Source organism: Tigheibacillus halophilus, from assembly GCF_042683165.1.
Classification (GTDB): Bacteria; Bacillota; Bacilli; order Bacillales; family Amphibacillaceae; genus Tigheibacillus; species Tigheibacillus halophilus.
Genome location: NZ_JBHUIZ010000014.1, coordinates 1 through 21816 on the forward strand (window position 1 = coordinate 1; position 21816 = coordinate 21816).

Here is a 21816-nt window from a genome sequence, read left to right on the forward strand (position 1 = left end):
GCAAATGTAATCGGTTTGGTGACTTGTAGATTAAACACTGGGTCTGCTTCAGCGGTTCCGTCATAGGTAAACTGCAGGACATCAGATGTAAATTCTTTGGGTATCTCTGGACCGTAGCCATATGGATCCAAAAGTAGGAAATTTATCTTCCCTTGTCTTAATACGCTTATCTTCTCAAAATCTGATATAGTATTCTGCACAAGCGCATAATAGGTGCGTCCTGGTTCGTCATCAAATTCCAAAGATGCAGGCTCGTCTGTAATCAACCATTCCGCCAGCTCGTCCTTCAATTGCAAGTCTGTCTTATCGTCTTCAGATACGTAGGCAATAGGTTGTTCAAATTCCACTGGTTTTATTTCAGTACCTTGTAGATGTGCCCCATTCATTCCGGGAACAGCCAATAGGTTTCGGTCCACAGGGGCAAAAAGAGGTTTGGTCCTGCCCCGCGTCATAATCAGCCAATCTTTTCGTATACCGTTAAAGGTGAATGTTTTCTTAGGCAAAACCATCCCTCACTTTCTTGTTTCTCCCCTGTAATTCTGTAATAACTGGTTCTAAGCCTCTCCCCAACGATCTACTATCTAAATACGTATTAGGATCTTTGGCAAGCAGCTTCATCAATATCTCATTTTGCTGCAGTGTGGCATCTAGTAATTCTTTCGTGTAATCTTTTTTGTTACTACTCGATTGGCTCCGTGGCATATACACAGTGGTTTCCGACCGCTTTCTATTCAAATCCAAAAGCTTCATAAACTCAGTATTCTTATAATCTTTGGTACCTCTCGCATAGTGCTTTACTGAACTTAACATTTTGGCAGTTTCTCTGTGCGGGATAACGTGGGTGCCTTTTGGCAAGCCGGGATAAAATGTCGGCTTGTCCGGGCTCAAAAACATCCGACCATCTGGAAGCTGTGCCAACTCTCTTCCGCCGCCATCACCCATTACAGCATTTCCACCTGGGTGACCAGAAGGAGGCGTACCTTTCGCCCAAAATTTAGACTTGAGTAAGTCTAATCCCCGGGCAACAAAATTAATCGTCTTAGTAACTGGACTAGATGCGCTTCTGTCCAATCTTGCTACACTCCCAGCATCAGTTACATTAACTTTTTTCGACTTGGTTAACGTAGCAAGCCTGTCTAAGGATGCGATAGAACCGTAGTCCTTGGCTGTTATTTTCTTCGTTTTTGGTGTAGTTGCTCTTTTATCAATAGCAGCGACCGTACCATGGTCCTGGGCAGTAACTTTCTTATTGACACTTCTCCCTGCTTCTTTGGTTCGTTTTTCTTCCAAGCCGATACCTTTAGATGTTTTGCTGTTGTTTGCATCCTGCTGGCTTCCTTGGTTCTTCAGTTTTCCAGTACCAGCTTCAATAACTTTGTTCTTCTTGCCTATCTTGTCGGATGCAAGGTCGATGTTCTTACTGACTTTTCCCCATAACCCCAGTTCATCTAATATCTTCACAAGCACTGTATCATTTGCAGCAATCTGCTTGTCAATTTCTTTTTTGTTGGCGCCATGTTTTTGGCGCTCTTCAAGTAATTTCTTATTTTTATTCTCCAATTGCTTGACGATATTTCCTTCTTCGACTTTAATGTCGCGAGTTTTGGCGAGGTTTTCAACCTTTGTTTGCTTTTCCTTCGACAGTTTGCCCAGCTTAGCTTCTGCCAGTGAATTAATACTTGAATATAATCCTAATTCCTCGTTAAGATATTGTTTGGCTTCCTTCTGTTTCTGGTTCGTTTTAGCAAGGGCGTCATATCTCTCTTGCTCTTTTACAGTCAGCTTGCCATTCTTCTCAAGTTTGGCATCCAGTTTTGCCATTTCCTGTTCGTTTTTTGCAATGGATTTATCAAGTGCGACAAGTCCTTTCTCGCCTTCCGCAGTAATACCGGACTGCTTAAGCACCAGATCACCCATCTGCTGTTCAAGTACTTTATTTTTCTCAATTTCTTCTTGCGTGCCTTCAATTGATTCTTTCTTCTTATTGATTTTTTCCTGCAGACGGTCAACAGCATTAGCATGGTCTCCGTTTTCAACATCCATTAATGCAGTGAGTTCTTCTTGCAACGACTTCCCTTTTTCAGCACTAATAGTACGGTCCTGTAGCAGTTTGTTTATTTCTTCCTGCCTAGCTTTATTTTCTTCAGTTGACAGTTTAGATGCATCGGTTTTGACTTGCATTTCATCAAGTAAACCATTTAATTCTTTCTGCTCGGAATTAATCTTACTACGTAATTCCTTTTCTTGAGAGAGCGCTTTAGACCTTTGCCCTTTCAATTCTTCCAATGTAGCTTCTCTTAAAGAATCTATATACTCCCGTACAGCATCCGTGTTCTTTGCAAATTCATTTCCTTGTTCTGATATTGATTTTTTAACGCCTGGAGATTGTTTGATAATATCATCATTAGCTTTAAATAATCGTTTAATTTCATCTTTAGAAAGCCCAGACTTTTTGGCGAGATCATCATATCTTTTTTGCAACTCATTGATTTCACCAGGGTTGCTCGATTCACTTATACGCTTGTTCAAGTCGTTGAGTTCGGCCAATTGCTTATTACTGATTTTGGCTTTCTTCGATAACTTATCGAAAGTATCAGCGCTATTTTCCAATTGAATAGCTTGATCTGATAAAGATTCTGTCAGGTCAAGATTGACCTCTTTAGCTTTTTTGGATTCTTTATGCAATTTATATAAAGCTACACCGACTGCACCTAACCCCGCCATTGCAATACCACCGATTGCCCCCGGTCCTAAACTAGCAAGTCCTGCAGCTAAACCTGCACCTCGTGCAATCCCGATCGCTTTTGTTAGTTTGCTTGCAAAACTTAATGTACCACTAATTCCAAGCGTCAGTTTTGAAAATAAAGTTAATGCTGGACCAATGCCAACCGCTACTGCAGGGGCAATTAATAAAAGTTTCTTTACGAACTCTTGCTGAGCTGGTGTGAGTTCATCGTATCGTTGCTTTAAATCCCTAAATTTGTCTAACATCGCACTAAACGATTTTCCAATTGCTTCCCCGGATTTCTGTGCCCATTCAATTACTTCATCAGATTTTAACAGCTCAATAAAATCAGCGATTTCCATTTTAGATCGTTGAAAAACTCCACGTAGTAAGTTTTCTCCAATAATCCCAATGTAGGCTTTCGTATTTGCTACCATGCCTGACCAGGATTCGGAATAAGCACTTGCCATCCCGCCAGCAAAATCCTCCATAACGTTTAAAAAGTCTTTTGAACTGACTTTTCCATCGGTAACCATTTTGCGTAGTTTTTCGGAAGAAACACCTAAATGCTTCGACATAGCTTTTGAAAAACCTGGCATGCCCTGTTCAATAGAATTTAACTCTTGGGTCATTAACTTTCCGGATCCTTGCACACGGTTAAAAATCATTGCCATTTCATCAACGGATCTATTGGCACCGACCGCCGCATCTCCGACTAATTTAATATATCGCTCAAGCTCTTTCCCTTCTTTTACCCCAGCGGCAAGTGCACCTGCTGCAACTGCTGTACCTTCTGCCATAGTGGTCATTCCACCATCAATAGCACGAGTGACTTGATCGGATATTCGACCAACCTCTTTGGTAGTATATCCTAACCCTTTTAACTGTGCTTGTGCACTATCCAATCCCACAAGCCTTTTCCAGCCAAAAGCGGAAGTTAAACCTGCTACCGCACCACCAGCTACAAGTGCTGGCTTAGTGATTTTGTTGGTTAGCGATCTACCAACTTCACCTGACTTTTCACTGATCTTCCTAAAACCACCACTTGCAGCTTCAAGTCTATCTCCGATTTTTGTCCAACTGGAATTTGCAATGCGTTGCTGCTTTTCAAATTCTGCTAGTTCGTTTTTTGTTTTTTCAATATATCTTTCTAAGTTATTAAGGGATGCGGCTTGGTTATTATATTCCCGTGCAGCCTTTTCCGCTTCCTTTGAACCACGACCGTGTTCATCGACCATGTCTTCATATTCTTTTTTCGCCTCTGCAACTGCCCGCTTTTGAACCTCTAGCTTTTTATTTAGACCCATTAAACGGGTTTCGTATTTTCCTACACTTTTTTCACTATGGTCAAATGCACTCATATTGTTTTTCATTTCGCTGTTGACAGTTCTTAAATTATCTTTTAATCCTTTGAGGCCTCTATCGACACTAAGATGATCAAGATCCAGTTCAATTGCCATACCTTTTATTTTTTCCAATGCCGCACCTCCTAACTTAACAAGTCAAAGAACGAACTGGACTGTTTTGGTTTGTTCTTTTCTCTTAAAATTTCCGTGACATAATGAACAGGCATGTCTAATATTTCGTTAATATCTTTGCCTTCTTTCATCAAATCCCGTGCAAATTTATCCATACTTTCCATTAAGGATTGCGGGGTTATTTCTTCCCCGCTAGGAAGTTTTTTGTATCATCTGTCTGCTGACCGCTCGCTACAAAATAAAGCACATCTTCCAAGACTTCTTGCGCACTTACATTCCCGTTGAGTCCTGGTCCAGGTAAACGATTGTAAATGTCGTCTTTGGTAATCTTACCTCCAAACGCTTTTTCTGATAAGAAATCAATAATTCTATCGTTCTTATCATCATCCGACAACTCTTTATTACCAAGCACATCATTGACTAGGCTCACCGCTTCTCGGCTAACGCCAAAAGAAATAAAGGGGATAGTCCATACTTTTTCAATCTCGGGTTCATCTCCCTTATTTACTCCTTCAGGATTCTTAATAAGTTCTATTTTTTCACGTTTTAGTTTTGACATTTTCATTCCTCCAGATATAAAAATAGAACAGACCGACCGTTGGCCTGTTCTCTGATTTACTTCACCCTGTATTACTGCCATTTTAATGTTGCAGTAGTGTCTGTACTTTCAGCAGTAACATTTACGGGCTTACGAGGGTGTGTCTTCGCCTTCCTCATTACCTTTCGTTGCATCAGGATGTTCCATGCCAAAGATAGCTTTATACAGCTTGTCTCGGTTTTCTGTTTCTCCTGGTTCATCTGCAACAATGATAAAAGTCATATCTTTGTCAAACCCTTCTACCTTACGGGACATGAACTCACCTTCTGTAGAGTCGCTACTAAATTCTACACTTTCACCTTTCGTATTTCCTTCAACATCGGCAATTTTAAATTTACCTTTTGTAAATCCAATATGCTCTGTACTTCCATCTTCCATTGTTTTTGTGAACATACATGAAACATACGGAGGATTAGGATTGTTCGACAATCCATGCATCCCGTTAGCAGTTTCCCAACCGTAAATTATTACACGGTCCTCAATTGGCAACTTGTGAAACTGGGTTGTTAATTGAGTTGCTTCAGTAGACGTTGCCATTTCAGCAACACCATTATCTCCATATGCTTTTTCAATATTTTGCGGTGTACTAATATTAATATTTTGTAAAAACTTAATACGCTCTGCCTGTTCCTCTGTGATTCCGGTATCATCACTTTTTGTTGTTCCGTAATAAAAATGTGTTAATCCAGTAAAGGATAAATAATTCTTTTCTTTATCTGCCAAATTAATCACTCCTATAATGTATTAAAATCTTTTCTATATGCTTTACCTCTGTAGCGACGAGCATCGCGAAAAATTTCATAATCGTTGTCGTACTCGTCCATTCCGCCAACTTGTCTGAAATTCATTTTCCACATAATGTGCTGGATTTTATTAGCGATTAGATCACGTTCCTCCATACCTTTTGACCACACATCAATCTGGAACAAATAATCGTCGGTAAGCCATTTATCATCTGCATAATCACCTGGCTTCGGGGGATCAAGCGGGTCAATGATGATATGCGTCTCGGTCATGCTTTTTGATTCCGGATACTCATAAAATTTGATTCTGTTGCCTGCTAGGTCATTGATTACACTGTCAGCAACTAGTGCATCATTAATTTCCCATATCATCATATCCCCTCCAATACTGCTTGTTTAATTGCTTCACGATATGCATGTTCCGCATTTCTCATCGCCCGTGCTATTGCGCCCTTTCTTGGCGGGCTAGGTATTTTGACCGTGCCCCACTCATTAAGATGGATAATGCGGTAACGACCATGTGGGCCATTCCAATGCACTTTAACAGTTTTCACGCCGCCTATATATTCAGGTCCTTCAATAGACGTATCTTCCACCGACCATCCCTTTGCATATTTCCCAGATGTACCAATAGAAGCATTTAATTCTTTTACAAATATTTCCGCGCCTCTTAATAAAGCAGCGTCACTTATTCGTTCCATCGCTTCCTTTCCAAAACGACGATCTAATTCGCCCAACAACTGTTCCAAGCCAGTAACTTTTACACTCATGTCGACACCGCTGCAACAATATTGATAAAATCAGGATCTTTAACATCTGGCTGAACGTGTTTAATGTTATATCGATCGTTTTGGTAAATACCTACTTCAACAGATAAAAAGTGCTTATTTGTTGGTGTGTATGTGCCGATAGGATTACGAATAATAATCGTTGCTTCTGATAGGGTTCCGTTTTGTTTCGCTCGCTCCAAATCTTTTAGCCAAATTCCTTCAATCTTTGCTAGACACTTAAACAAAACTTTCTTTTCTTTTTGCCCTGGCAAGGGTCCGCTTTGTTCTTCATATTCATAGAAGATGACTGGCGTATCAAAGTCACTACTTCGATAACGTGGTGATTTGTATTCATTCTTCCACATCTATATCACCAGCCATTTCAATACCGAGCGAGAATATTTCACTTAGAAAATTATCTTCGAAATATTCTAGTGCATCGTTGTAGGCATAACGAGTACGTTCAAATACTAATTCAGTAGCCAATTTATCCGTTTCCTTTTTACCGCCAGGCTCAAAATCGCCGCATTTAGACTTTACATAAGCGATAGAATAAGACAGCAACTTTTTAAAGTCGCCGTCTTTACCATCATGGAAAAAGTTATACCTTCCTTTAAATTCTTTTAATAGTTCATCAGTGACCAAGTAGATCACCTCTCTTATTCTTCTGGTCCGGATTCAGATTCCGTAACATTCACAGTTGATGTGTCCGTTTTACCTTCTGCAGTTGCTGTTATAGTGGCAGTACCTTCTCCCACTGCAGTGACGGTTCCATTATCAACAGTAGCAACTTCGTCGTTATCACTGGACCACGTTACATCCTGTTTAGCCGTGTCCGGCGTGACAGTGGCCCTCAATGTTCTTGTTCTTCCAACTTCCAAGTTATTTGTTTTCGGACTAACAACGACAGATTCTACATCACTGTGTTTTGTGGTAACGGTAACTGGATCTGACTTTTCCGATTCTTGCTTCCCAATAACTTCAGAAATAGAAAAAGAGTAGTCTGTATTAGGGGTTAACCCTTCAACAGCATACTCTTTATCCTCAATACCTTCTGCGATCAGTTCATCGCCTTGATATACGTTATATGCCATTAAAATACTCCTTTCTCTTTCAAATAGCCCTGTTCAAAGGCTAGTTCCACTCAAGGTCAACTTTAGTGTCTGTTGCATTACTAGCCTTTAAATTTACGGGCTTACGAGGGTGTGTCCTCTTTTTCATCATCGGAAATATCGACATTTAGATCATATACTTGTGCAGCATTATTGTCTTTTGGTTTACCCGTGGCAAACTGTTTTGCAATATATAAGTCCGCATCTTCCAGAGCCAATGTTTCTTTGTATCGTTTAACATCCATCGCACCACCAACAGCTGCGATATACTCACCGCGGACAAAGAAAGCCACCTTACCTTGTGGGACAAAGACAGATTCAGTTTGCGTTGGATTAAATGGTAAATTAGTTACATAAGCACCATTTGCATTTTGGATAGTAGCATTTGCCTTAACGTCGAATGTATCGAATGGATTGGTAACCATAACGATTCTATTCTCTACTTTCCGTGGTTGCTCACTAACATTACCATCTTTATCGAGTTTTTCGGCTAGCTTCTTAACTACACCTTTCAATTCATTGACAGTGGTACGACCAGGCTTGAAAGTAAGTTCTCCTACTGATTCCTTATCAGTTACAGCTCCTTCACTTGATACTTCTTTTAACAAACCAATAGGCTCATTTTTAGATGGACCACGACCAGCAACATAACCATATTCCAAACCGATTTTCATTGCTTCTACAATAATCGTCCGGACATAACGTTCTACCCATGCAGGCCCCAATTTAAGCATATCTTTAGCGATTGGAATAAAAGCTGTTAACTTTAGTTGTTCGATTTTTTCTTTTCTAAATGCAGTATTTAATTTACCATCAATTTCACCAAATAATGGGCCCCAAGCATATGCCAATTCTGGATCACTGAAAATAAACTCCGTAACAGCGCCTAGATTTTGAACGCCAATAGCTTGCAACAACGGATGATCTTGTACAACATCCTCAAACACTCTTTCCTGCGTCGTTTTTGGTAAAATGTCATCATCCGTAAACCCACCCTCGTCAATTACTGCATTAAAGAATTTACGCTCATCGGAAGTTAGTACATTCTGGCCACGTGATTGCAGCACATTGTTGTCACTAGCAAAAGTTTGTGCTTCCTCTAAAATACGATTTTCTGCATCCTTTTGCACAGCTTCCATATAATCAGCCAGTGCCTGTGTTTTTTCCTCCCCCGTAGCTTCAGGGTCTTGACTAACCGTTGCAAAATTATTCTTAGCTTCTTTCAGATCTGTAAATTTCATTTTATTTCCGAAGTGTTGTAGATTTAGTTTTAATAAACTTTGTTTGAGTTTTTGCATAATTAAATCCTCCTAAAATTTAAAATAACCAACCATTTTTGGCTGGTTTGTTTGGTTGATTATTTTTTAATTCGTTAACAATTTCTTGCTTCATGTTTGTTAATGCTTCATCTAACATTTTCCCATCAATTCCCGTGGATGGTTTGTGTATCCCTTGGTTTCTCACCTTGTCGATTACCTGTTTTGGTAATACAGGCGAATCCACAGCAGCAACGGCTTGATAACCTTCTTCGAACATAATTTCATCAATCAGATGATGTTCTTTTGCTTTCTGAGCTGTCATCCAAGTTTCTTCATCCATCATAGCTTGCAATTCTTCATTGGATTTACCGCTTTTAATTTTGTAGGCGTTTATAATGGACTGGTTAGTGCTTTTAAGAAATTCTGATGCTTTATCCATATCACGATAATCACCGTATTGGCCAGTCGCAGAATTGTGTATCATCATTTGAGCAGTAGGTGACATTGATATTTTTTTACCAGCCATTGCAATCACACTAGCAGCACTTGCAGCAATACCAACTATTTTTACAGTAGAATCGCCTGGATAATCCTTTAAAGTGGAATAAATTTCAGACCCATCAAAGACCGATCCACCTGGGCTATTGACGATAATTTCTAAATCATCCCCGTTAGCATTTTCTAGTGCTGTTTCTATCTTTTTCGGACTCGTATGTTCTATATCGAACAAATCATAAATCCAAGCAATATCATCCGAAACAATTGTTCCTTTTACTTTTAATTTGTATGTCAATCTTCCTCACCTCCTTTATAATCATTGGCTCCCTCGTAGTTTTTGGTCATAATGAATTCATCATGGATTGGGTCATCGGAATATTCCAGACCAATTGCATCGCGCAATTCATGACCATTAACCACGCTGGAGGACCGTAATTTGTCTACTGCAACCGCGATATCAAACATATCCCGATAAGAAATACGTTTGATGTTTATACAATCACCATTTCGGTAATCCATCTCATCCACGAATTGCATATTCAATTCATCCCCAATGATGGTGATGATTGGATCAATGCAAAATTTCATTGCATTTCTAGTAGTCTTTTCGATATCGGCCATATCCCCTTTTAACAGATTTGGCGGTACGCCTACAGCATGACAAACTTGATCTAAAAATCCATCCGTCATCTTGTTGATTTCATCAACACTTTGTCCGGAAGTCCCCTGTTTCGAATGTTCCTGGTATGTCAAACCTTTTTGTTGGGGAACAATGGCGACTGCCTTTTCTTTAAAAGCTTTATAAGCCCGATTAATAAAATTCTGGAGTTTTGACTGCCCGTCTTCTGTTTTCAAAAAGTTACTGTCCACATCAACGGTAGAACGGATTTGATTTTTCATTTTTTGTGTTTCAAACATGCGGGAAATCAATCCCCCGTAATCATAAAAAAGACTATCGATCAATTTCGATAGTTCCTCATTTCCATATTCGAAATACAACACTTCACTTCTCCTAAAGGATCCGTTAAGTTCAAGCCCTTTCACATAAACATTGGAAAATACATCCTCTTTCACTGCGTATTCTTGTTTATTAAAATCCTCGGCAATCAGCAAATCGTCTGTCCGACTTTTAATGATTAAACATTCACCGTCATACACAAGCCTAGATACAACTTGATACCAAAAAGTCGCGGAAGTCTGATTCAGATTAGGCTTTAAATTAAATTTATAATACGACTTATCTTTAACATATTTATTGCCTTTTTTAATCCGGAACTCAGATTGAATAATAATCCTGGCAATAAATCCGATAACAGATTCAATCGCCATTCGTTTCGATGATGTATGTTCGGTATCACTGTCATATAGATCCTTGTCATCCACAATGATTATTTCTTTATTTCTGCCGATGACTTTGTCCCAAAATCCCAAATATGCTCACCTCCTTAAAAATATGCTACAAAGCCATCTTAAAACGGGTCACCAGTTAACAGTATTCTTATTTTCCGCTTAAACCACCACCATTTAAATTCACTATCTGTCCGATTTAAGTTTTTAATATGATGGTACTTCAAGACTTCTTTTTCCGTAAGAATACTCCCCAGCAATCTCAGGTAGGGTTTTAATACATTGTACTTGGTTTGGTATAAATTTCTATCGTAATCAGGCATCTCATCAAATCCATTCGGTTTCGTTCCTAAACGATAATCCCATTGGTATTTGTTAAGATTAGCGTATATTTCTAACAAATCTTGTTTAGAAAGTGACTCCACATTAATACCCCCCTTTAAAAGTCAATATCATCTAACATGAATTCTTCTTCATCTTCTAACTCATTTGCACGATATAAAGCATGGATAAAAGCTTGGAAGCCATCTGTTTTACGCTTGACTTCTTCTTTTTTCAAAAACAATTTACCTGCTTGCGTTTCTTTTACATAAACATTATTGGTAAACCATCGCATAAGAGGATTGTCTTCAAAAATAAATTTATGGTTAGCGAATCCATCTTCTACTCGTGGAGCAAGTAAAGGATGAATGCTTGATGGCCTCCGGATTCCTTCAACTTCAAAACCTTCCGCTTCTAACAACGGCCTTAATATATCCAATTTATAATTATCGGCAATGATTTTTTCTACTCCGTATTTTTCACGCATTCGAACAAACCAATTAACCACATGCATTGGATTAAGTGATGGCTCATCTACAACCTTCATCAAGCCATCTTTTTCCCATTTTTTTATTGGTGCTCTTTTTTCTGTTCCAAAATCACTTGCGCTGTTGGAGTATCCATAATGCACATCGCAAAAATATTTAATTGCAAAAGTAAATGATTTGAATGCATACTCGTCACCTTTTCTAAATAATAGACCGCAAGTCGTAAAATCCCGTACACTACCAAAGTCCAGAGACCCAATCGGCTTGTTATCAAGTTTGAAGAATGGTCGTTTAGTGGCCATTATCTCTTCACGAGAAGCAACGGAATTCTCCATGTTATCTTCAATGAAATTCATACGCTTAGTAACAAACGCTGCACGTCCTGAAGGATTGTATGCTAATTTCTTATATTGCTTCATAACCGTATTAAATAATCTTTTACCTCGTTTATTTAAGGGCTCCTGAAGTGCTGGGTTAGCTTTTGCCCACAATTCAGGATTGTCCATTTCTTCTAGTTCGTCTAATTCACAGATGTACGGAAAAACACCACCAAATTCGATTATGCCATTAAGAACGTCCTCGCATTCGCGATATTTAATGTCAAAGAATCCTTCACGAACAAAACCTTTTGTACCGATAAAAAACTGTCTTCCGCAATCTACTTTTCCAAGACCGCCAGAAAACACATCAACAATTTCTGTCGTTTCCATTTCGTGATATTCATCATAAATAACCGCACCTTCTTGACCGCCGTCTTGGGATCCGGCATTACTAGTTTTATATTCGAAAACAGATTGCGTAGTTAGACCTGTGATACTGCTTTTATAAGCTTCAAACTCCTCTTCTAAAACTTCGTTTCCTTTTTTCTTGATGGTGCGAAAACATTCCTGGAAACTTCTCTTTGCTTGTTTCTCTGAGTTAGCCACTATAGATACATCGTAATAATCAATTCCGTGCAGCTCACTGATAAAGTAATTGGCAAGAGTAGAAATGAAGCCATTCTTACCGCCGCCACGCCCCATGTTGATTACAAACTCATCAAAGACAAGTTCATCATCTTCTTTATGAAATAAAAAAATGAATGGGACTATAAACGTTTCCCATTCATCTAATTCGAAATACCAGCTTTCACTAAATTCTATATAGTTTTCAATTTGTTCATCATCAAAGTAATAAAGATCTTCGCGGGGCAATATATGCTTTTCAATCAAACAAATCAATTGTATTCGCTTTTTGTTAAGTAAAATCTTGCCACATTTCCATTTTTTTATATAATTCTCAACATATTTGTTATGCAGCATAGGCTATCGACCTAATAACTTCGATTTCCTATCCGGTTTGGCTCGTGGCAATAAATCGGTTAGTTGTTTGATAATTGACTGATAGGTTTTATCTCGATTGTCATAATTCTCAACGATCGGTCGTTTACGGTCATATGGCACTTGATTCTCACTTTGTTTAAATTTCTCATACTCCCCGTTTTCCAAGATATCTTTCCAGTTATCATCGAGTAAGATTCTAAGCCGTGCAGCTTGTGTGATTAATCCTTCCGCAACATCCAATTGGTTTTGTGGGATGCTTTTGAAAAGATTCCTCAACCTTTTTGCTTCTGTTTCTACTCGACTTTCCATGTCGTCAATTCTGTCGTTTAACAAATAAAGCACAGATACATCAAACGCTTTTGCAATTCTTGCCAACACGTCTAAACTAGGAGAATTTTTTCCTTGTTCCAGACTTGCATAATAATTTGTTGATATACCTGCCGTCCTAGCAAATTCAGCTTGTGTAAGCTTTTTCTCTTTTCGTTTTTCACGCATCCGAAAACCAACTTTTTGCTTATCCAAATTAATCACCTACTTTCTGTACGACCTACCGGGGAGGGGAGGGGTAAAATATTTTGATGCATCTGCGGAGTTGACCCCACGCACCGGTCTCCCGATGAATAAAAAAGGCAAAAGTTTATCGCCGGGGGGTCTACCACCATTCATCATCCCACTTTTTCTTTTTCGATTTTGGCCTGATCTTGTCCATGGTCCTACCTTCTTTGATATTGTGATGATTAATGCATAGTGTCTGCAGGTTGTCCAAGACAAGTGCAAGCTTAGGGTAAAACTCAATCGGATACTTATGATCCACGTTTAATACAATCTCTTTGCGCTTACCTTCTTCTTTGACGGAATCAACAGTAACCTTGCCATCTGCCTTGCAATGCTGGCACTCGTAGTTATCTCGTTCTAATGCATCCAGTCTTAACTTCTTCCAAGCACCAGAGTTGTAGAATGCTTTCTTCTGTTGTTCTGTTTTGTATTCAAGTGGCATGACCTTTCACCCTGCGTTCAATACGGTTTCTTGTTGGACAACCATTCTCTTTTACATAATGCTCAATGGCATAAGACAAACCTCCAAACGTATCTGTATCGGTTTCCCAATCAAACGTAACGTTTGTTTTCAAATGGATCTCTTCACCTTTGTAGAATACTTTCGGTGCAGATGTTTCATCCTGCAGCTCGATAGTGAGTAGAGGTGGTTGCTGTTTTGTCATCGTATCAACTTTATCCATTGCATAAATTATAGCTATCTCATCATCCGAATATGCTCTGACAGTTTCAACGCCCATACTAATCAAATAACCTCCACACCTTGGACAGTTCATTCCATCTATGCAATCTGTTTTACTGATAATAAATTCTGCATTGCATTTAGCGCACCCGTGTACAATCCGTTCAATACGTTTTTTTCCCAAAATACCCATCTCCTCCTTTTATGCATAATAAAAAGACACCTCATTGAGATGTCTTTATGTATGAAACTTAATCAAATGTTTCGGCATTTTCTTTAACTGAATTAAATCCATCAATAGTATCTGCATCAATGTGCCCATCATCTATATCTGATTTCAAGCTGTTAAACGTTTTAATCGCCCTATCCATGAAGCTATTGGTTAAGAAGTATTTACCGTTTTGCTTGTAATCAAACGGATACTCGGCATCATCTCCACCGTACTGTTTTAAAAAACTCTCCAGCGGATCCCATTCTTTATCGGTAACATCTGTTTCGTCTTCATTGATTATTGGATCGTATAGCCTAATTAGTTCATCCATATCTTTCTTGAATTGTTTTGGATACAGACCTTTATGACGCTCATATGTTGGATACTTACCTTTATATTCTGATGGTAAATCATCCAGGCTTTTAGTTTTCATCAATTTATCAAGTTTTTCTTTTGATTCTTTATACTTATCAGGGTATAAATCTTCTTCACTTGCCAATATTGCTTTTTCTTTTTCATCTTCTGTTTTAACAGCGAAGTTTCTCATACCCATAATCTGATAAAATATTGCTTTTTCCGCATCATTCATCTTATGATATTTTTCATCTTTAGTATCATAGTATTGACCCAATTCATATTTACTAATAAAACTATCAAGCAAGTTTGTTTCCTTTTTAGTAAAATTGTTTTGTTTTTCATGTACTGATTCAATAATAGGGAGAACTTGATCGGTATCTTTTTTAAAGTCCTCGCTTAATAAGTTCTTGCTTCCACATGCTGTTAGTAAAAATACTATTGCTAATAAAACTAAAAGCTTCTTCATTCCCTCAACCCCCATACGTTTATGTATAGGTTAATTATGCCTAACCTAGCAATAATGTGCAACAAGGCATCCACCGATTGCGGATGCCCTATTTTATAGGAGGGAAAGTTTTATGTCTTACTACCATAATATCGTTTATTGTTGGAATTGCTCTGCTTTCATTCTGCCATTTATCTGCCACTATTTAATTATCTTGATGATTTGAAGGATTTGAAGTATGGTCAGCGTGAAAATCATGAGATTTAAAATAAAAATTGAGAGCCTGATAAAGGAATTTCTCAAGTTTTGCTGATTAATAATTATGTAAAAAATTCTAAGCACGCCACGTAAGAAACCAAACATGAGCGCTATAGATAGAATCAAAATTATTATATTTACTATTCTATTTGAAAAGTAATAATAAAGAACAAAAACAATAATACCTAACGCAACTGCTGAGCTTACATCTCTCAGGGCATCTTTATATTGTTTGTCTATCATTTTTCCTATTTCACTAAGCATTCCTACTAACCCAATGATACCAAGTGAAGCTCCGGTTATATAAGATGCAACCTCAAAATATAAGAAACTAGGGTAATAATATAGAAACCCCGATACAATTACAAAAGTTATTCCAAGAGCTAGTCCGTTAATCATGTTATCTTGTTCATTATAATTTTTGTTCATCCTAACCTACCTCGCTAATTACCCATATCTTATATTGTGTTGAACTTACCCAATCCCTCAACACCTTGACACAACTAATTCTACCACACTTTATCAAAATGAGTTACACGTTCATTTATTGTGGATAACTGATATGTAAAAAGGACAAAAATAAAGGCCCTTCCACTCGAATGGATGAGCCTATATCCTGAAACCTTTCATTGCATTATTCATTGCGTCTTGATCAATACCGATGTATCTCAAAGTGAATGCTGGGTCTGAATGGTTCAATATCTTCTGCAGCAATGCCACATCTCCTGTTTGCTTATACAGATGATAACCAAACGTCTTTCTGAGTGTGTGGGTGCCGATATCGATTAAATTAACATGATTGGCAGCATTACGCAGTATTTTATATGCCATGCTTCTGCCAATGGGCTTATTGATACCCTCCCTGCTTTTAAAGAGGAATTCATGGTCCTCCTTGTCAATAATGTACTTCTTTAATTCCTTTTGCAGCTGTGGCGTCATGTCCAGGTACTTATCTTTACCTGTCTTCATCTCGGTAATTTTAAAATATGATTTCTTGGCATCTGATACTCGTAAAGGCAGTATGTCCGATATACGTAAACCGGAATTAATGCCGGTGACGAATAACATGTAGTTACGTTCATTCTGTTCTTTCAGGTACCGTTTCACTTCCCGAATAACTTCAGGATCCCGAATAGGTTGCACAAAATTCAACTTACTTCACCTTCTTGCTTATATACTTCAATGCGCAAGATAAAAGCCAGCTTGTAGAATGCCCTGGACTTGATACGGTAATATTTTCGTTCGCTGAATCCCAGTTCATTATAGACCTCATAATCATACACATCGTCCTCTGTAAGATACCGTTTAATAATGACAGAACGCTCCTGAAAGTTTAACCGGTTGACTGCCTTCTGTATCTTGGATATGATTTCTTTTCTCTTGCGTTCCATTTCCAATCGTTTGACAGCAACATCTTCTGTGGTGGATTGGAATTGATTATTTGGTCCTGCTGGCACCAATCTGAATGCGGATGTAATCTTCGGTTGTTCATCTTCTGGATCCATCAGCAAAGATATTTTGTATTGCTCCATCATCTTTTCGACTTCTGACCTTGTCGCATCACGATCAATTTCCGGTAATTTAAACGTCAACTGTTGCTGCACTAGCGACACCCCTTTTTATAATATAAAAGGACACCAAATAGCACTATTGCTATCTGGTGTCCGTCGGTTCTTCCGTAAGGACTTATATATTAATCTGTTTCAGCTTGTTCCCGCCATTTCTTAATCCTGGCATCTGCATATGGCTTTCCAGTCCATTGAACCAACTCTTCAAGATAGAACGGTTCACTACATCTTGGACAATTAGGAATCATCTTGCGCCCTCTGTACTGCTTTTCCAGCTTCTTAATAACAACCAGCCATGGCTTATAATTGGCTATCTGTTTTTTCTGCTCAAAAAACTGTTCAATCTGTCTGTTGCGCTCTTCGTCTGCATATGCCAATTCATACAAGGCATCATATGGATCCAGAACAGCGCCACAGCTTCGACAAGTAACACGACGATTCTTCGTATCTATCATGAATTTACGTTTTTCGCATTTACAGATTTTTTCAAGTCCTCGATTGATCCTGACTTGGTCAAGGCCAATGATTTTGTCCGGAAGATTTTTATCCATCATATCTCCTCCTGTTCATTAACTCTGACCCTTCTGCTGCTTTCCACATCCAGTACCCTACCATTTTTCCAAATTAGCGTGTCGTGGCCAAAGTTTTTCGGTATGATTCTGATTTCTTTCCCATCTTGGATGATGTAGACCCCGTTTTCTTTTTCCAATTGACCGCCCCTTCCTTATTTCGAAACCGAAAACCCTCATCTCACATTTTCTTCAATTCATTGCTGTTAAGATGCCCGGTGACAGCAAGCGTTTGTCCTTCGCATCGTTTATATAATGTGTTAATATCCATTCGCTTGCCTGTTGTGGTTGATTTTATTTTTATCTAGGTAGGCTTGTTCGATTTGCTCCCACGTGAAGCCAAGATATTTCTCACCTAAACCGACGAAGGTATTAAATAATTCTTCATAATCTGGTCTGATGTGCGATCTAAAAGTATCTGTTTCTACATCCATCAAAATTATTGATATAAGATCGTATATTTTCATGAATGTTTTCACTGTATTTTCTTCTGTATAATCGCTATCAATGATTATTTCCGTTGCTTGCAACTCCAACCCAATCGACAAAATAAAATGCAGACAATCGACGTATTCTTCTAGGAGTGGGTTCTTTTCCTTAAAAGAATAAACATATCCCACTTCACATTTAGGGCAATCTTCATAGTTTGGTTCATCAAATGCGTTTACAAAGTCCTCGTGTGTAAGGTATAAACCGCACTCATCATTAGAACATTGGAAGTAAGCTGCGTTTTCTTGATTTGCTCCTGCCGTGGTATGAATAACTCTCTTCGGCTTCTGGTTCTTACTCCAAAACTTAAACCCCCGCCACTCATTAGCCAACTCACCTAATTCCACCTGTAAAGCCAGAATCTTTTTATCTAACAAGTCCTGACCCTCTAGTCCGTGTTCCTTTAAAATGCGCTTGTCCAGTTCTGATTGGATTTGAAATAGCTTTGATAGATTCATATTCTTTGCAACTCCTCCATTTTTTCTGATAACCAATCAACATATTGATTCATTTTTCCACCCATGCAAACGGGCGCATTTCCTTCCTATGCCTAACTTGGTGCAAAAGAGCAATGATCACTTCGAACGGATCCCGCTTAACTTCATTAGCGATTTTCTTAAAATGCCATCCTTCGTTGTGTAGCATCGTTATTTGCTTCAGCTGTTCTTTCGACATCGTGAATTCCACATCTTCCATCAAAATGATGTTATCTTCGAAGTTACTGGTTAAACTGGTTGGAAGGTAAGTCAGCGTGTTCATGCTGTCACCTTCACTTTCGCCATCAGCCTATCCAAAGTGGCTAACGTTTCCTGCCAAGCCTTTACTTTATCAAAACCGCAGTGACTATCCGGACAGGGTACAAATTCCACGCCCCATGACTGCTGCACTGTCAATCCACCTTCACCATGACAAGTTTTGCACATGTCTAAAACTCCTTCCTGCGGTAATCTGGACCGTTCATCTGAATAATTTCGGTATCGTCTAGGATCCGAGAGAAATTACGTTCGTTCATTTTAATCTCCAACTGCTCGCTATTCAGGTTGGATGTGAAGATGGTCGGTTTGCCTGCCCGATTGTCCAACACTTCGAAAAGCTTGGTATGCGCCCAATTATCCGTACTGTTCTTCATGTTGATGTATTCGGCGCCAAGATCATCAAGCACGAATAAATCTACCATGCCGATAAGTTCAAGAATATCTGCTTCACTAAACTGACTTGCTGCACTGTATGTATGTTTAATCTTTGTCAGTAGCTTCGGAACGGATAAAAATAGTGACGTGAACTTTTTCTCCATCAGTGCCTTGGAAACTGATATAGCAAGGTGGCTTTTTCCCGTACCATAATTACCAACCAACAGGATATTTCCTGACTCATTGACATCAAATGTGTTGGCATATTCCAATAATTTGCCTTTCGCCCGTTCCAAATCAGGAGTCGTTGGATTGTAGGTAGAAAAATTCGCTTTTTCCAGTGACTTATTCATCATGGAGTTATTCCTGAAAATGCGTTCAATCTTCCGCATTTTATTTTTCTTGCCCTGCCGGATGGCCTGTTCAACCAAGCGAATGTCTTCACACTTGCAGCCAAGGTTTGCGATGATTATTTCGCCTTTCCTCGGACCCATGGGAATGACCATTTCTTTCTGCTCCACGCTTTTACCGCATCCTTTGCACACGAATGTTTTGATGAGTCTTTGCCGTGGACGAATAATGCCCTTGCTGTCGGATAATGACTGCATATTGCTTCCTCCCTAAAATCCATAGTTATATTTTTTCTTGATTGGTGTAACATTGTCTGGCAATGGCTGTTGCTTTTTCTGCTGCTTAACCTTCATCACTAAATTATCAAACCGTTTCCGTAGCTTAGCTGGCGACAAGACATTTGCCATTTCAAAATCATCTTGCTGTACCCATTGCATGAGATACTTGATTTGGTCCTCTGTACGCTTATCCAATTCCACCATTTTTCGTACATCATCAGCCCATACCTGATAGTTTGGTAGTTTATGATCCGGGTTGTTGCTTTTGATTTGTTCAAAGAAAAAGACAGCCAGCTGATAAAAATTGGAGGTCTCGTCGTAAACGCGTTTGCGACGTATATCTTTTACTTCTTTAGTTCTTAAATTCTTTACATTCTTGTTAGTTGTTAGCTGCTTGTTAGTTGCTTGTTGGTTGCTTGTTAGTTGCCTGCCAGATGGCTTGTTATCTTCTTCATCTAGTGACTGATAAATCTCCCAATTGACGATGCTTACAAGTCTATTTCTGTTTGTTGATTTGTTTGTTAGGAAACCGTACCGTTCAAAGCGCTTAAGGGCGGTACGAATATTCTGTATAGTTATTCCCCGACCACATTTTTGTGCGATTTTTTCCAAGCTTGTAACAAATTGTCCGGGTTCTGTTTTAAATTTTTCTCCTTGCCATTCCCATTCTTTTTCTCTGTGATTGGCCATGACCAAAAGAGTGATCAAAATGGTTTTTTGTTCTGGAGTGGACTCTGTCCAAATTGGTTTATCCATGATTTCCCGATGCAGTTTAATCCATCCGTTCACTTTGTCCCCACCTCCGTTTGTCTTCGCACGCACATTGCAAATCCATTCTTAATGAAAAGTACGTCATAGTGGGGATAACTCTGCATATAATACATAGCAAGGGAAGTCTGCTCTTTTTCATTTTCAGGTTTAAAAACCCATTTCGGCAGTAAAACGTTATATTGCTCCTGTATCGTCTCTCGCATCTTATCCCCATCCTTGTAAAAATGACTTAGAACCACTTATTAGCAGGATTGCCCACCTTAACAACCGTCGCCCTCAAGACGGCTAGTTTATGCGTAAGTTCCCTCTTGGACTTGTTTTCTGTATCTACATAACCTAACTGATTTAATTGCTCTTTGATGTGATTGATCATGATGTGCTCCTGTGCTTCATAAACCCTCATTTCTCTCACATCCTTTGCTATATTCTGTTGGGTCTTAACTAAATAATGATTCTTGAAAATACCCATGTTTAGCAGCAACCGGATTAATCCATAGAACTTCTTGTCTTTTCGCTCCTGCCTCGGCTAGAACGGTTAAATACTCTTTATGCCATCCCATCAGAATCTCGTTATACAACTCATGATCATAGCCAGACAATAATACTGGGCCTGGATGCTCATCCAATTGTTTTAATAAACCTATGTGGTCATCCATACTCATTTCATGCTTGTAATGGCGCTTTGTACGTGTTTCCAAGATGTAAGGTGGATCAGCATATATCAGTACATCTGACCGCTTGTATCGTTCAATCAATTTTCCAGCTGGTTGGTTCTCAATCTGTGCTTGCTTCAACCTTTCAGCCACTTGCAATATTTTTGTTGGGAGTCTGTCCCAATCTTTTGCTGTATCCGGTCCGTTCGAAGCAATAAGACTGCGCCATCCCGTTCTATCACTAGTCTTTGCTCCAATAGCCTGCCAACAACGCACCAGAAAACGTCTAGACTGTTCAAGGTCATTTTCCTTTGGATCCGGACCCCTATACGAATCGTAGTATTCTTCTCTCGATAGTGGAGTGAATTTTATTTGTCTCGCTAACTCTTCGGGCCAGTCGCGAATAACCTTGAAAAGATTCACCACATTGCTATCCAAATCATTTATTGTCTCAATGGGTGATTTACCTTTATTAAAAAACACTGCTCCGGATCCAAAAAATGGTTCCAAATACGTTTTATGTTCTGGCATGTGATTAATAATCCATTTAGCCATACTCCATTTACTTCCAGGATAATGTAATATTCTTGGAATCTTCATTTTTCCTCACCCCTTTGCACAGTTACTTTACAAACAAATTGATAACACTTTTGACAATCAACAAATTGCTGATGAAAATCGGCAGACTCCACTTCGTACAAACCAAACGGATTCAACGATATTCTTATTTGTTCAAGCACAAACGCTTGTCCTTTGGCCAGGTTCTTTATTTTGGAAAGCACTGGATCCATATCCACTAAAAAATCGTAAATATTTGTTTGTTCCATGACTATCACCT

General features: G+C 38.9%; 33 protein-coding genes and 1 pseudogene. All 34 read right to left on the reverse strand.

Features of this window, described 5'->3' with window-relative positions; translation table 11 throughout:
• The coding region (locus ACFSMW_RS14525; protein ID WP_390356832.1) for a distal tail protein Dit at positions 1-503 on the reverse strand (503 nt) is incomplete at its 3' end.
• Positions 496-4203 (reverse strand): tape measure protein, encoded by a 3708-nt coding sequence (locus tag ACFSMW_RS14530; protein WP_390356834.1) that lies wholly within the window; start codon positions 4201-4203, stop codon positions 496-498. The genes ACFSMW_RS14530 and ACFSMW_RS14525, both read right to left, overlap by 8 nt.
• Positions 4204-4214: 11 nt before the next feature.
• Positions 4215-4367 carry a phage tail assembly chaperone GT gene (gpGT, locus tag ACFSMW_RS14535; RefSeq protein ID WP_390356836.1) on the reverse strand — a complete coding sequence of 51 codons (153 nt, stop codon included), beginning with the start codon at positions 4365-4367 and terminating at the stop codon, positions 4215-4217.
• Positions 4368-4381: 14 nt separating this feature from the next.
• The gene (gpG, locus tag ACFSMW_RS14540) at positions 4382-4762 is read right to left on the reverse strand and encodes a phage tail assembly chaperone G (RefSeq protein WP_390356838.1); all 381 of its coding nucleotides are present in this window, start codon (positions 4760-4762) and stop codon (positions 4382-4384) included.
• Positions 4763-4891: 129 nt separating this feature from the next.
• Positions 4892-5524, reverse strand: coding sequence for a major tail protein (locus ACFSMW_RS14545; RefSeq protein WP_390356840.1), 633 nt, complete (start codon positions 5522-5524; stop codon positions 4892-4894).
• An 11-nt stretch (positions 5525-5535) separates the two neighbouring features.
• Entirely contained in the window at positions 5536-5916 is a 381-nt protein-coding gene (locus tag ACFSMW_RS14550) for a hypothetical protein (protein ID WP_390356842.1), read from the reverse strand.
• Positions 5916-6314 carry an HK97 gp10 family phage protein gene (locus ACFSMW_RS14555; protein ID WP_390356844.1) on the reverse strand — a complete coding sequence of 133 codons (399 nt, stop codon included), beginning with the start codon at positions 6312-6314 and terminating at the stop codon, positions 5916-5918. The genes ACFSMW_RS14550 and ACFSMW_RS14555 overlap by 1 nt, the downstream gene beginning before the upstream one ends.
• Positions 6311-6679: a phage head-tail adapter protein gene (locus ACFSMW_RS14560; RefSeq protein ID WP_390356846.1), complete on the reverse strand. Its 369-nt coding sequence runs from the start codon at positions 6677-6679 to the stop codon at positions 6311-6313. The genes ACFSMW_RS14555 and ACFSMW_RS14560 overlap by 4 nt, the downstream gene beginning before the upstream one ends.
• A complete protein-coding gene (locus ACFSMW_RS14565; RefSeq protein WP_390356848.1) occupies positions 6666-6968 on the reverse strand; it encodes a phage gp6-like head-tail connector protein in 303 nt (100 codons plus the stop codon). The genes ACFSMW_RS14560 and ACFSMW_RS14565 overlap by 14 nt, the downstream gene beginning before the upstream one ends.
• Before the next feature lie 5 nt (positions 6969-6973).
• Positions 6974-7408: an Ig-like domain-containing protein gene (locus tag ACFSMW_RS14570; protein ID WP_390356849.1), complete on the reverse strand. Its 435-nt coding sequence runs from the start codon at positions 7406-7408 to the stop codon at positions 6974-6976.
• A 101-nt stretch (positions 7409-7509) separates the two neighbouring features.
• Complete coding sequence (locus ACFSMW_RS14575; RefSeq protein ID WP_390356850.1) at positions 7510-8724, reverse strand: phage major capsid protein; 1215 nt, start codon at positions 8722-8724, stop codon at positions 7510-7512.
• 19 nt (positions 8725-8743) lie between these two features.
• On the reverse strand, positions 8744-9478 hold the full coding sequence (locus tag ACFSMW_RS14580; protein WP_390356852.1) for a head maturation protease, ClpP-related: 735 nt from the start codon (positions 9476-9478) through the stop codon (positions 8744-8746).
• Positions 9475-10614 carry a phage portal protein gene (locus ACFSMW_RS14585; RefSeq protein ID WP_390356854.1) on the reverse strand — a complete coding sequence of 380 codons (1140 nt, stop codon included), beginning with the start codon at positions 10612-10614 and terminating at the stop codon, positions 9475-9477. Before ACFSMW_RS14585 ends, ACFSMW_RS14580 begins: the two co-directional genes overlap by 4 nt.
• A 38-nt stretch (positions 10615-10652) precedes the next feature.
• Complete coding sequence (locus tag ACFSMW_RS14590; protein WP_390356856.1) at positions 10653-10955, reverse strand: hypothetical protein; 303 nt, start codon at positions 10953-10955, stop codon at positions 10653-10655.
• 14 nt (positions 10956-10969) lie between these two features.
• Entirely contained in the window at positions 10970-12640 is a 1671-nt protein-coding gene (locus ACFSMW_RS14595; protein ID WP_390356858.1) for a terminase large subunit domain-containing protein, read from the reverse strand.
• Positions 12641-12643: 3 nt separating this feature from the next.
• Positions 12644-12970 (reverse strand): hypothetical protein, encoded by a 327-nt coding sequence (locus ACFSMW_RS14600; protein WP_390357269.1) that lies wholly within the window; start codon positions 12968-12970, stop codon positions 12644-12646.
• Between the two features lie 27 nt (positions 12971-12997).
• Positions 12998-13156 (reverse strand): annotated as a pseudogene (locus ACFSMW_RS14605) (helix-turn-helix domain-containing protein); the annotation flags it as partial.
• Between the two features lie 157 nt (positions 13157-13313).
• A complete protein-coding gene (locus ACFSMW_RS14610) occupies positions 13314-13658 on the reverse strand; it encodes an HNH endonuclease (protein ID WP_390356860.1) in 345 nt (114 codons plus the stop codon).
• On the reverse strand, positions 13648-14082 hold the full coding sequence (locus tag ACFSMW_RS14615; RefSeq protein WP_390356862.1) for a hypothetical protein: 435 nt from the start codon (positions 14080-14082) through the stop codon (positions 13648-13650). The genes ACFSMW_RS14610 and ACFSMW_RS14615 overlap by 11 nt, the downstream gene beginning before the upstream one ends.
• A 67-nt stretch (positions 14083-14149) precedes the next feature.
• On the reverse strand, positions 14150-14932 hold the full coding sequence (locus tag ACFSMW_RS14620) for a putative periplasmic lipoprotein (protein ID WP_390356864.1): 783 nt from the start codon (positions 14930-14932) through the stop codon (positions 14150-14152).
• Between the two features lie 180 nt (positions 14933-15112).
• Positions 15113-15598, reverse strand: coding sequence for a hypothetical protein (locus ACFSMW_RS14625; RefSeq protein WP_390356866.1), 486 nt, complete (start codon positions 15596-15598; stop codon positions 15113-15115).
• 180 nt (positions 15599-15778) lie between these two features.
• Positions 15779-16321, reverse strand: a complete 543-nt coding sequence (locus ACFSMW_RS14630; RefSeq protein WP_390356868.1) for a site-specific integrase — start codon at positions 16319-16321, stop codon at positions 15779-15781.
• Positions 16318-16773 (reverse strand): ArpU family phage packaging/lysis transcriptional regulator, encoded by a 456-nt coding sequence (locus tag ACFSMW_RS14635; protein ID WP_390356870.1) that lies wholly within the window; start codon positions 16771-16773, stop codon positions 16318-16320. The genes ACFSMW_RS14630 and ACFSMW_RS14635 overlap by 4 nt, the downstream gene beginning before the upstream one ends.
• A gap of 89 nt (positions 16774-16862) precedes the next feature.
• A complete protein-coding gene (locus tag ACFSMW_RS14640; protein ID WP_390356872.1) occupies positions 16863-17288 on the reverse strand; it encodes a hypothetical protein in 426 nt (141 codons plus the stop codon).
• Positions 17288-17446: a DUF3954 domain-containing protein gene (locus ACFSMW_RS14645; RefSeq protein ID WP_390356874.1), complete on the reverse strand. Its 159-nt coding sequence runs from the start codon at positions 17444-17446 to the stop codon at positions 17288-17290. The genes ACFSMW_RS14640 and ACFSMW_RS14645 overlap by 1 nt, the downstream gene beginning before the upstream one ends.
• 120 nt (positions 17447-17566) lie before the next feature.
• Positions 17567-18253, reverse strand: coding sequence for a dUTP diphosphatase (locus tag ACFSMW_RS14650; protein WP_390356876.1), 687 nt, complete (start codon positions 18251-18253; stop codon positions 17567-17569).
• 49 nt (positions 18254-18302) lie between these two features.
• Positions 18303-18554, reverse strand: coding sequence for a hypothetical protein (locus ACFSMW_RS14655; protein ID WP_390356877.1), 252 nt, complete (start codon positions 18552-18554; stop codon positions 18303-18305).
• Positions 18551-18718 carry a hypothetical protein gene (locus ACFSMW_RS14660; protein ID WP_390356879.1) on the reverse strand — a complete coding sequence of 56 codons (168 nt, stop codon included), beginning with the start codon at positions 18716-18718 and terminating at the stop codon, positions 18551-18553. Before ACFSMW_RS14660 ends, ACFSMW_RS14655 begins: the two co-directional genes overlap by 4 nt.
• A 2-nt stretch (positions 18719-18720) precedes the next feature.
• Complete coding sequence (locus tag ACFSMW_RS14665) at positions 18721-19533, reverse strand: ATP-binding protein (RefSeq protein WP_390356881.1); 813 nt, start codon at positions 19531-19533, stop codon at positions 18721-18723.
• 12 nt (positions 19534-19545) lie between these two features.
• Positions 19546-20343 carry a DNA replication protein DnaD gene (locus ACFSMW_RS14670; RefSeq protein ID WP_390356882.1) on the reverse strand — a complete coding sequence of 266 codons (798 nt, stop codon included), beginning with the start codon at positions 20341-20343 and terminating at the stop codon, positions 19546-19548.
• A complete protein-coding gene (locus ACFSMW_RS14675; RefSeq protein ID WP_390356884.1) occupies positions 20340-20528 on the reverse strand; it encodes a hypothetical protein in 189 nt (62 codons plus the stop codon). The genes ACFSMW_RS14670 and ACFSMW_RS14675 overlap by 4 nt, the downstream gene beginning before the upstream one ends.
• Positions 20529-20554: 26 nt before the next feature.
• A complete protein-coding gene (locus ACFSMW_RS14680; protein ID WP_390356885.1) occupies positions 20555-20728 on the reverse strand; it encodes a hypothetical protein in 174 nt (57 codons plus the stop codon).
• A 34-nt stretch (positions 20729-20762) separates the two neighbouring features.
• Positions 20763-21578, reverse strand: a complete 816-nt coding sequence (locus ACFSMW_RS14685; protein WP_390356887.1) for a DNA adenine methylase — start codon at positions 21576-21578, stop codon at positions 20763-20765.
• A complete protein-coding gene (locus ACFSMW_RS14690; RefSeq protein ID WP_390356889.1) occupies positions 21575-21805 on the reverse strand; it encodes a hypothetical protein in 231 nt (76 codons plus the stop codon). The genes ACFSMW_RS14685 and ACFSMW_RS14690 overlap by 4 nt, the downstream gene beginning before the upstream one ends.
• Positions 21806-21816: the final 11 nt, after the last annotated feature.

Coding starts and splice junctions, on each gene's coding strand:
- gpGT (WP_390356836.1), bottom strand. CDS start 4,367: ATGGAAAGTATGGATAAATTTGCACGGGATTTGATGAAAGAAGGCAAA.
- ACFSMW_RS14690 (WP_390356889.1), bottom strand. CDS start 21,805: ATGGAACAAACAAATATTTACGATTTTTTAGTGGATATGGATCCAGTG.
- ACFSMW_RS14680 (WP_390356885.1), bottom strand. CDS start 20,728: ATGAGGGTTTATGAAGCACAGGAGCACATCATGATCAATCACATCAAA.
- ACFSMW_RS14570 (WP_390356849.1), bottom strand. CDS start 7,408: ATGGCATATAACGTATATCAAGGCGATGAACTGATCGCAGAAGGTATT.
- ACFSMW_RS14650 (WP_390356876.1), bottom strand. CDS start 18,253: ATGAATCTATCAAAGCTATTTCAAATCCAATCAGAACTGGACAAGCGC.
- ACFSMW_RS14625 (WP_390356866.1), bottom strand. CDS start 15,598: ATGAACAAAAATTATAATGAACAAGATAACATGATTAACGGACTAGCT.
- ACFSMW_RS14555 (WP_390356844.1), bottom strand. CDS start 6,314: ATGAGTGTAAAAGTTACTGGCTTGGAACAGTTGTTGGGCGAATTAGAT.
- ACFSMW_RS14640 (WP_390356872.1), bottom strand. CDS start 17,288: ATGGATAAAAATCTTCCGGACAAAATCATTGGCCTTGACCAAGTCAGG.
- ACFSMW_RS14655 (WP_390356877.1), bottom strand. CDS start 18,554: ATGAACACGCTGACTTACCTTCCAACCAGTTTAACCAGTAACTTCGAA.
- ACFSMW_RS14620 (WP_390356864.1), bottom strand. CDS start 14,932: ATGAAGAAGCTTTTAGTTTTATTAGCAATAGTATTTTTACTAACAGCA.
- ACFSMW_RS14685 (WP_390356887.1), bottom strand. CDS start 21,578: ATGAAGATTCCAAGAATATTACATTATCCTGGAAGTAAATGGAGTATG.
- ACFSMW_RS14610 (WP_390356860.1), bottom strand. CDS start 13,658: ATGCCACTTGAATACAAAACAGAACAACAGAAGAAAGCATTCTACAAC.
- ACFSMW_RS14665 (WP_390356881.1), bottom strand. CDS start 19,533: ATGCAGTCATTATCCGACAGCAAGGGCATTATTCGTCCACGGCAAAGA.
- ACFSMW_RS14600 (WP_390357269.1), bottom strand. CDS start 12,970: ATGGAAAGTCGAGTAGAAACAGAAGCAAAAAGGTTGAGGAATCTTTTC.
- ACFSMW_RS14660 (WP_390356879.1), bottom strand. CDS start 18,718: ATGTGCAAAACTTGTCATGGTGAAGGTGGATTGACAGTGCAGCAGTCA.
- ACFSMW_RS14575 (WP_390356850.1), bottom strand. CDS start 8,724: ATGCAAAAACTCAAACAAAGTTTATTAAAACTAAATCTACAACACTTC.
- ACFSMW_RS14550 (WP_390356842.1), bottom strand. CDS start 5,916: ATGATATGGGAAATTAATGATGCACTAGTTGCTGACAGTGTAATCAAT.
- ACFSMW_RS14595 (WP_390356858.1), bottom strand. CDS start 12,640: ATGCTGCATAACAAATATGTTGAGAATTATATAAAAAAATGGAAATGT.
- ACFSMW_RS14560 (WP_390356846.1), bottom strand. CDS start 6,679: ATGTGGAAGAATGAATACAAATCACCACGTTATCGAAGTAGTGACTTT.
- ACFSMW_RS14675 (WP_390356884.1), bottom strand. CDS start 20,528: ATGCGAGAGACGATACAGGAGCAATATAACGTTTTACTGCCGAAATGG.
- gpG (WP_390356838.1), bottom strand. CDS start 4,762: ATGTCAAAACTAAAACGTGAAAAAATAGAACTTATTAAGAATCCTGAA.